The following is a 6,365-nucleotide window of genomic DNA, read 5'->3' on the forward strand; positions in this document are numbered from 1 at the left end:
TTATAAAGGTCTAGTTGAGCCCTGATGCACCGAGAGTAGTAGCTCTAAACAGGATTTTTAGCCCGCTTTGTTTGTCGTTGCTAGCCATTCCAGCTACTGTTGGAAGTTCTGCAACAGCCACTAAACGTTACGTTCACCGTCTTGCGAAGCTATTCGCCACAGTAGCTGGTTACCTGCTGATTATATTCCCGATGAAAAGTACCCTCTTTCGCTTGCTCCTCTTGGGGCTCCTACTAGTGGCGCACGTCGGGTACGCGGATGAGCCGCGTATCAGAACCGCCTTTGTCAGTGAGAACGGACAGTACACGTTGCGCAGACTAGCGACCCGTCCCGATACCGTGGGAACGGGGCGCACCACCACTTGGGGGCTGTTTCAGGGCACTGCCAACGCACCGCTGTATACGCTGGAAGACGCCAACGAACTCGACACAAAAACGGCGCTCATCTCCACTGACGGAGAACACATCGTGGTTGTCGATGATTACAGTGCGGACGTAGCCTATGACTCGTTAGTAGTCCTGAGCTTCTACCAGCGCGGGCAGGCCCTGCGCCACTATACGTTAGCACGCTTAGCCGGCGCCCAATACCATCTGCGCGAGTCCGCAAGCCATTTTCGCTGGTTTAGCAGCTATTCGTTTGACGCGGTGGCACACACGCTCACGCTTCATACCTTCCCGCAACTGGACCTGATCTTCGATACGCGTTCAGGAGCGCTGATCTCCACGCACCATCGAGTGCCAGTTCAGCCCGGTGATATTCTCGCCTACGGGGTTGTGCGTCGGGTGCGAGCGCACCGCTATGAGCTACATGTATGTCAGGTGTATTATGGCCCTATGCAAGTACAGGACCGGGTGCCGTTTCGAAGCCGGAGTACCTTGCGAACAGGCACCCGACCGATTGTTTTGCTGCGAGCGGGCCGCAGTATTTCCCTGGAGCAGCAGGTGAACGTATGGCGGGGTGGTACCTGCTCGAGGGTACAAGCTGATACCGTTGATAAATAAGCAGGGATTGGGACCAAAAGGGTACTAGGGGAAACAGCTGTGCTGTTTCCTGCGTCCAACAAAGGCTCGATTTACACGCACTTCGTGACACCCCTCTGGTGCCCCCGAAAATGCGGTTTTCTGGGGCGATTTTTACCACCCTTTTTCGGACGTGGTGCTCTCCAATAAACGCTTCACAAAAACGCCCCAGAAACGCAGGGTTTCCGGGGCGTTTGCGTGGGGCCGATAGGCATCCAGTAAACGACCATTTAGTGCAGAGCTCAACTTGCTCATCAAAACGCCCCGAAAACGCAGGGTTTCCGGGGCGTTCCTGGGACGTGTTTCGTGCAGGATACCCCGCCAGGGACCGCTCATACCTGTAGGCCCTACCAAGAGGGCTCCCAGGAGCGCTACCGCGCAAATTCCGATATGGCTATTCTGGTGACTTCGCCGCTAGGATCAGCTAGATTATGCAGTTCACTCTTCATCACTAAGCGGTTGGCAGTTAGTTCCTGAATGTGCATGGTGTACCCGCTCCCTCTCTCCGGCGTAATCGTGAGCACCTGCTGGTCGCGGCGGTAGCCCTGGAAGATAATCCCATAGCGGGTATGCACGTTCAGGCTATCGGCTGAGATCACCAACTGCTGTGGGCCAGACGTGAGAGGCGTCTCCAACGGCGGCGTATGCACAACCGCCCCCGCCGACGTGTAGCCGGTGGCTTGCGACTGCACCCATTCCCATTGCCCGAGTAAGGCCGGTTGAGGTTCCGATTTCTCACAGCCCATGAGCAGGAGTAAGCCCCACGATAGAAACGCGTACTTCTGTTTCATATACAATATAATTAAGTAAAGGAGGTGTGGATTATCAAATATACCTGTTGGCGCTGTGTCCACCTACGTTATCTCGGCCAAAGAGGACCGTTCTCAAAAGAATGCCTCGGCCTTAGACGGGCTGCCAACTGTAAGAGGTGGGTGGTCGGGCGCGAACGGCAGCAAAAAGGCTGTCTAAAAAAGGTCCTGAAAAAAGGCCCCGAAAACCGCATTTTCGGGGGCACCAGAGGGGTGTCACGAAGTGCGTGTAAATCGAGCGTTTTACGTGCACCACCTTCCTGTCGACGATTGCGCTGATTCAATCCACTTACCGAGGTGATAGCTCCTGTAACACAATCGTACTGGTGCTTCTGAAACGAAGCGCAATAGAGCCCTGCTGGGTGTGTAAGGTGTCGTTATACACTTCTTGGTTAGGCGGATAAATGCGCAAAGTATCCGATAAGCGGATGTGTACCGGAATGATAAAAATCTCGTTCAAGCCACAATCCCAGCAATGGACGTTGTTTACGAGAGGGTCCGTGGTCGTCAGGGTGACCATCTTCTCCTTGAAGGGGCTTTGCACGTGGCCGTAGGTAGTAGGTCGGATAAGCCAGTACCACCGATTGGTGTAGAAGGATAAGCCGATGCCCGCGTTGCGCAACGACGCGGCCACATTGGCCGTGTCCAACTGGCATACCGGAAAAAACTTCATGTGAAAGTACCCATCCTGTCCCTGCCCGCGTTGTAGCACGATCAGCCCGTCGCCTGTATAGGTGGTGCCAAGAGCTATTTCACAGGCAGGCGTCGTGCTACAGGCTTGCAGGGCCCAACACAACAGGCCAATCCACCACTTTTGATTCAGTCGACACACTCCCTTGTAGTTCATAAAGCCTAGCGAACTGAACATAATTCGACGTATTGGACAACTGTTTGGAGTTGCTAATGTGCGCATTAGAGCTGCGCTTGGTATAGCAATCGCGTTTCTGCATAGCTATCGAACGGTAGCTCCTCCTCTAGCCACGCGGGTAGCACCTGGTGTTCCAGTAGTAATTCTACTACGCTGTGACGATGAATGCCACAGGTCATTTTGTGGTACAACGCCAGTAAGGGAGCCGCGCACTCGGGCGTTTTGTTGGCTTGATAGAGTTGCGTGTAGCTGCAAGCTAGGGTCTCCAGGGTGTGCTCATTATGGAAGCGGGAAACCAGAGTGGTCAGCAGCACGGCGTCGCCCTCTTGGTAGTTGCTAAGCAGAATATCTGTATACAAGTCTGGGCGGGTAGTGACCAACAACCGTTGCAACGCGAACTCCCGGATCGTTGGCGCGCGGAGGTGTTTTAAAGCCCTTGTAGCAAACTCCGTCAGCCGGTTTCTACTACTAGGTTTTCGCTGCGCTAGCGCCAGAATGGGCTCGTAGGACAGCGGGAAGGGAAAGAGGGTGAACACGTATAGCAGCTTCTCTTGCACGGCTGTCTGCTTCTCGCTCATAAGTTGCTCCGCTAAGCGTCGTCGTTCATGCGCATCCAACCCGCGTTTTTTCAAGGCCATGCCGATGTAGCCCGGACGTGGTGCGCGCAGGATTTCGTCTAGGTCAGGTGGCTCCGTTCGGGACCGCGGCAGGGTGGCATAGTGCGCGCGCGTGGCCTCAATAGTGGCTAGATAGCGGTGCACGTCCTGATCCTGCTCGGCGAGCACGAGCAGCTCCTGCCAGGCGTTTATGGCCGGGTGCTTCCTCTGAAAGGAGCGAATGAGGTCGTCATCATGCCAGTCATCCGCTTTCTTCGCCAAGGCTTGACCATACTGGCGGGCAATATGCTTTAGCCCCTCCAAGCCATCAAGTGCCATGATTTCATACGCGCCAACCCAATCAGAACCGGCGATGGGGTTACGCAAGAAGCGGTGATACAAGGCCCTGCGGGCGCGGGGATCGCCGTGTTGGGCGAAGAGCAGCGTCAGCTCAAACAACTGGGTCAGGGTCCACGTATCGTTTTGCTCGGTGGCTAATGCCTGCAGCACGGCCCGCTGAATCCGCGGCTGCTGAGACGAGATACCGTAGAGCTGATAAAGATAATGGGCCCGGCTGGGCTCGGCTTGCCCATCATAGGCATAATTCTTCACGGCCGCTTCAATGAGGTAATCAGAGAAATTGATGCCGGGATGAGCCGCCGCGAGCAAGTACGCGCGCCCCGTTCCCCGTTTGACAGAACGACGAAATTCTCGCTTTAGACGGCTGGTAGTGGTCATCGGCAACTGGGGGCAAGGGCGGAGAGGAGAAAGATTTTTCTTGGGCAGGCCATGTCTAGAAATCCTAGCGCCATCTTGAAATAGTTGCTTGATATAAGGTTTACGTATCGGACGGACTTAAAAGCTTAGCTCCTAATCCGCCTCAAGTCCACAGGTACTGGCGCACTTGGATTAGCCGAACTAGCATCTGATTATCCCGTTCAAATTGCCCTTTGGTCCAGATTGGGTCTAGCTGCGCTTGCTTTTCTAGCCGTAGCCGTTCTTTCCACCAGTGGGCCAACGTTTCAATTTCCTGCTTAGCTTGTTGCGCCTCTTCTAATGCCCAATCTCTAGAGGTTAGCAACTGCTCATTCTCTACGCAGTCCAGTAGCAGGTGGAAGCAGGCGTGCAGCAGGATGTGGTCGTTATCAGACCAGGCATCGCTTAAAGTGGGAATGCATAGAAGGTTTGCTAGTTGCATATTTCGATCGCTTTGCTACTGACCCACGAAGTAGATAAAAGTCAGAGTCAGTCTTTCTAACCAGAATTAGTATTTCCTCGGAAAAGTTGATTTACATAAAATTAGTTCTCGGACTGACCTCGGAATCGTCGTAGATTTGGCCTTCCTAAACGGACTGCTACTAAGTAGTACTTTCACAGGAACTAGACACTGACTTTGGTGTCTAGCAGACCTATCCTTATAGGCTGTTTCCTACACGTTGAATGGTAAACGGATTTCGTACACTTGCCACGCGCTACCGAGCCAGTTAGCCACTAGGTGTCAGTTGGTTCTTGCGGGATTCTTTTACTTTAGACAGGGTCATCCGTTTACTTCACCCATTCCTTGTCGTATCACATGTTGTGCACCCCTACCTGGCGGCTAGTCGTTCTCCTGTTCATGAGCATGGGGGCCACCACAGGATGTAACCATGCACCCAGAGTGCAGCACCCCACGCAAGGAGAGGCGGCCGCTTGTCCGGACCTTTACATCAAGCTACTTCCAGCAGTAGAAGCCGTGGTGCGTGGGTACAAGCAGGCCAATGGGTTGGGTGCTCAGCCAACCCTCTACTATTTAGATGTGGACTACCGTCGGGGGGAGCAGCAGCAGTTCACTGAGGTGGTCTAGCTACGCCGCACAGAGGTGGGACGCAGTTTGAAAATGGGTTTCGAAGTGGTTGGGGGCGAGGTAGCCGAGGGCGGAATGCCGCCGTTCCGCGTTGTAATAGGCGATATAGTGACTGATTTCCAGGCGCGCTTCGCTTAAGTTGCGGAAGCTGCCGCCAGCGAGTAATTCGGTTTTTAAGCGACTCCAAAACGATTCAGCATGCGCATTATCATAGCAGTTGCCGCGGCGGCTCATGCTCTGTACGGCTCCGTAGCGAGTCACTAAGGCCTTGAAGTTGGTTGCCGAGTACTGGCTGCCCTGGTCGGAATGGACGATGAGCCCGGGCGCTGGCTGGCGCACGGCCAGGGCCCGACGCAACGCCTCAATGACCAAATCTTCCGGCATGGACTCGCGCACGTCCCAGCCCACGACTTTGCGTGAGTAGCGGTCGAGCCAGGTGGCTAGATACAGCCAACCACCGCCCTGTTTGGGCAAATACGTGATATCGCCGACCCACACCTGGTTGGGTGCCGTAGGAACCGGCTGGCCCAATAAACGATTCGGGGCCGCCCGCCTGTTCGGGTCGGAGGTGGTCGTGCGCGGTACAAACGAGCGGGGCTGCTGGGCCCGCAGGCCCGCCGCGGCCAGCGTGCGCCGGATGCGCCAGCGGCCCACTGGGTGCCCCAGGGCGTGCAGGTCGGCCCGCAAGCGGCGGGTACCGTACCGAGCGGAGTGCCACGCAAACTGCTTGCGCACCGCCACTTGCCAACCTGGCTCGGGCATCGGTCGCCGTCGCCTTTGCCACGCATAGTAGGCGCTCGGCCCTACGTGCAGCACCTGACAGAGCTGGCGCACGGGCACCTGGGTAGCGCGCTGGGCGATGTACTGGTAAGTACTCACCGGGTCGGCTGGCCAAAGATGACCAAGGCTTTTTTTAAAATGTCCAGCTCTTGCTCGGCCCGCTTGAGCTGGGCGCGCAGCTGGCGCACTTCCGGGTCGCGGGCCACTTCCACGCTGCCCACTTCGGCCACGAGTTGGGCCTGCTGCCAGCGGTAAAGCAGCTTGGGGCTAATGCCCAATTGCTGGGCGGCGGCCTGCGTGCTCCGGCTTTCCGAGGCTAGGCGTAGGGCTTCCGCCTTGAAGGCGTCATCGTATTTGCGCCGTCTATCCGGCGTGGACTTGCTGCTTTTTGCGCTCATGACTCAGGAAATATACGTCCTGTTTCTGTGCGGTATAGTTAGACCACCTCAA

The 6,365-nt window shown here is 55.7% G+C and carries 7 protein-coding genes; 2 read left to right on the forward strand and 5 right to left on the reverse strand.

Annotated features, from left to right (window positions below; translation table 11 throughout):
* The first annotated feature begins 191 nt into the window (after positions 1-191).
* Positions 192-1,001, forward strand: coding sequence for a hypothetical protein (locus tag G536_RS0124440; RefSeq protein WP_022826241.1), 810 nt, complete (start codon positions 192-194; stop codon positions 999-1,001).
* Positions 1,002-1,390: 389 nt separating this feature from the next.
* On the opposite strand, the gene G536_RS0124445 is transcribed toward G536_RS0124440, so the two are convergent.
* The 3 genes from G536_RS0124445 to G536_RS0124455 all read right to left on the reverse strand — a co-directional run bounded on the left by G536_RS0124445 (position 1,391) and on the right by G536_RS0124455 (position 4,030).
* A complete protein-coding gene (locus tag G536_RS0124445; RefSeq protein WP_022826242.1) occupies positions 1,391-1,810 on the reverse strand; it encodes a hypothetical protein in 420 nt (139 codons plus the stop codon).
* A gap of 307 nt (positions 1,811-2,117) precedes the next feature.
* Positions 2,118-2,501, reverse strand: coding sequence for a hypothetical protein (locus G536_RS0124450; protein ID WP_169515160.1), 384 nt, complete (start codon positions 2,499-2,501; stop codon positions 2,118-2,120).
* A gap of 239 nt (positions 2,502-2,740) precedes the next feature.
* Positions 2,741-4,030, reverse strand: a complete 1,290-nt coding sequence (locus G536_RS0124455) for a hypothetical protein (RefSeq protein WP_022826244.1) — start codon at positions 4,028-4,030, stop codon at positions 2,741-2,743.
* Between the two features lie 919 nt (positions 4,031-4,949).
* On the opposite strand from G536_RS0124455, the gene G536_RS0124465 reads away from it, so the two are divergent.
* Positions 4,950-5,135, forward strand: a complete 186-nt coding sequence (locus tag G536_RS0124465; protein ID WP_157530929.1) for a hypothetical protein — start codon at positions 4,950-4,952, stop codon at positions 5,133-5,135.
* Here the strand turns inward: G536_RS0124465 and G536_RS0124470 are convergent, their stop codons facing one another.
* A complete protein-coding gene (locus G536_RS0124470; RefSeq protein WP_071837818.1) occupies positions 5,136-6,014 on the reverse strand; it encodes an IS3 family transposase in 879 nt (292 codons plus the stop codon).
* On the reverse strand, positions 6,011-6,313 hold the full coding sequence (locus G536_RS0124475; protein ID WP_026880557.1) for a transposase: 303 nt from the start codon (positions 6,311-6,313) through the stop codon (positions 6,011-6,013). The genes G536_RS0124470 and G536_RS0124475 overlap by 4 nt, the downstream gene beginning before the upstream one ends.
* Between the last annotated feature and the right edge of the window lie 52 nt (positions 6,314-6,365).

The sequence above is a fragment of the Hymenobacter norwichensis DSM 15439 genome, from assembly GCF_000420705.1.
Lineage (GTDB): Bacteria > Bacteroidota > Bacteroidia > Cytophagales > Hymenobacteraceae > Hymenobacter > Hymenobacter norwichensis.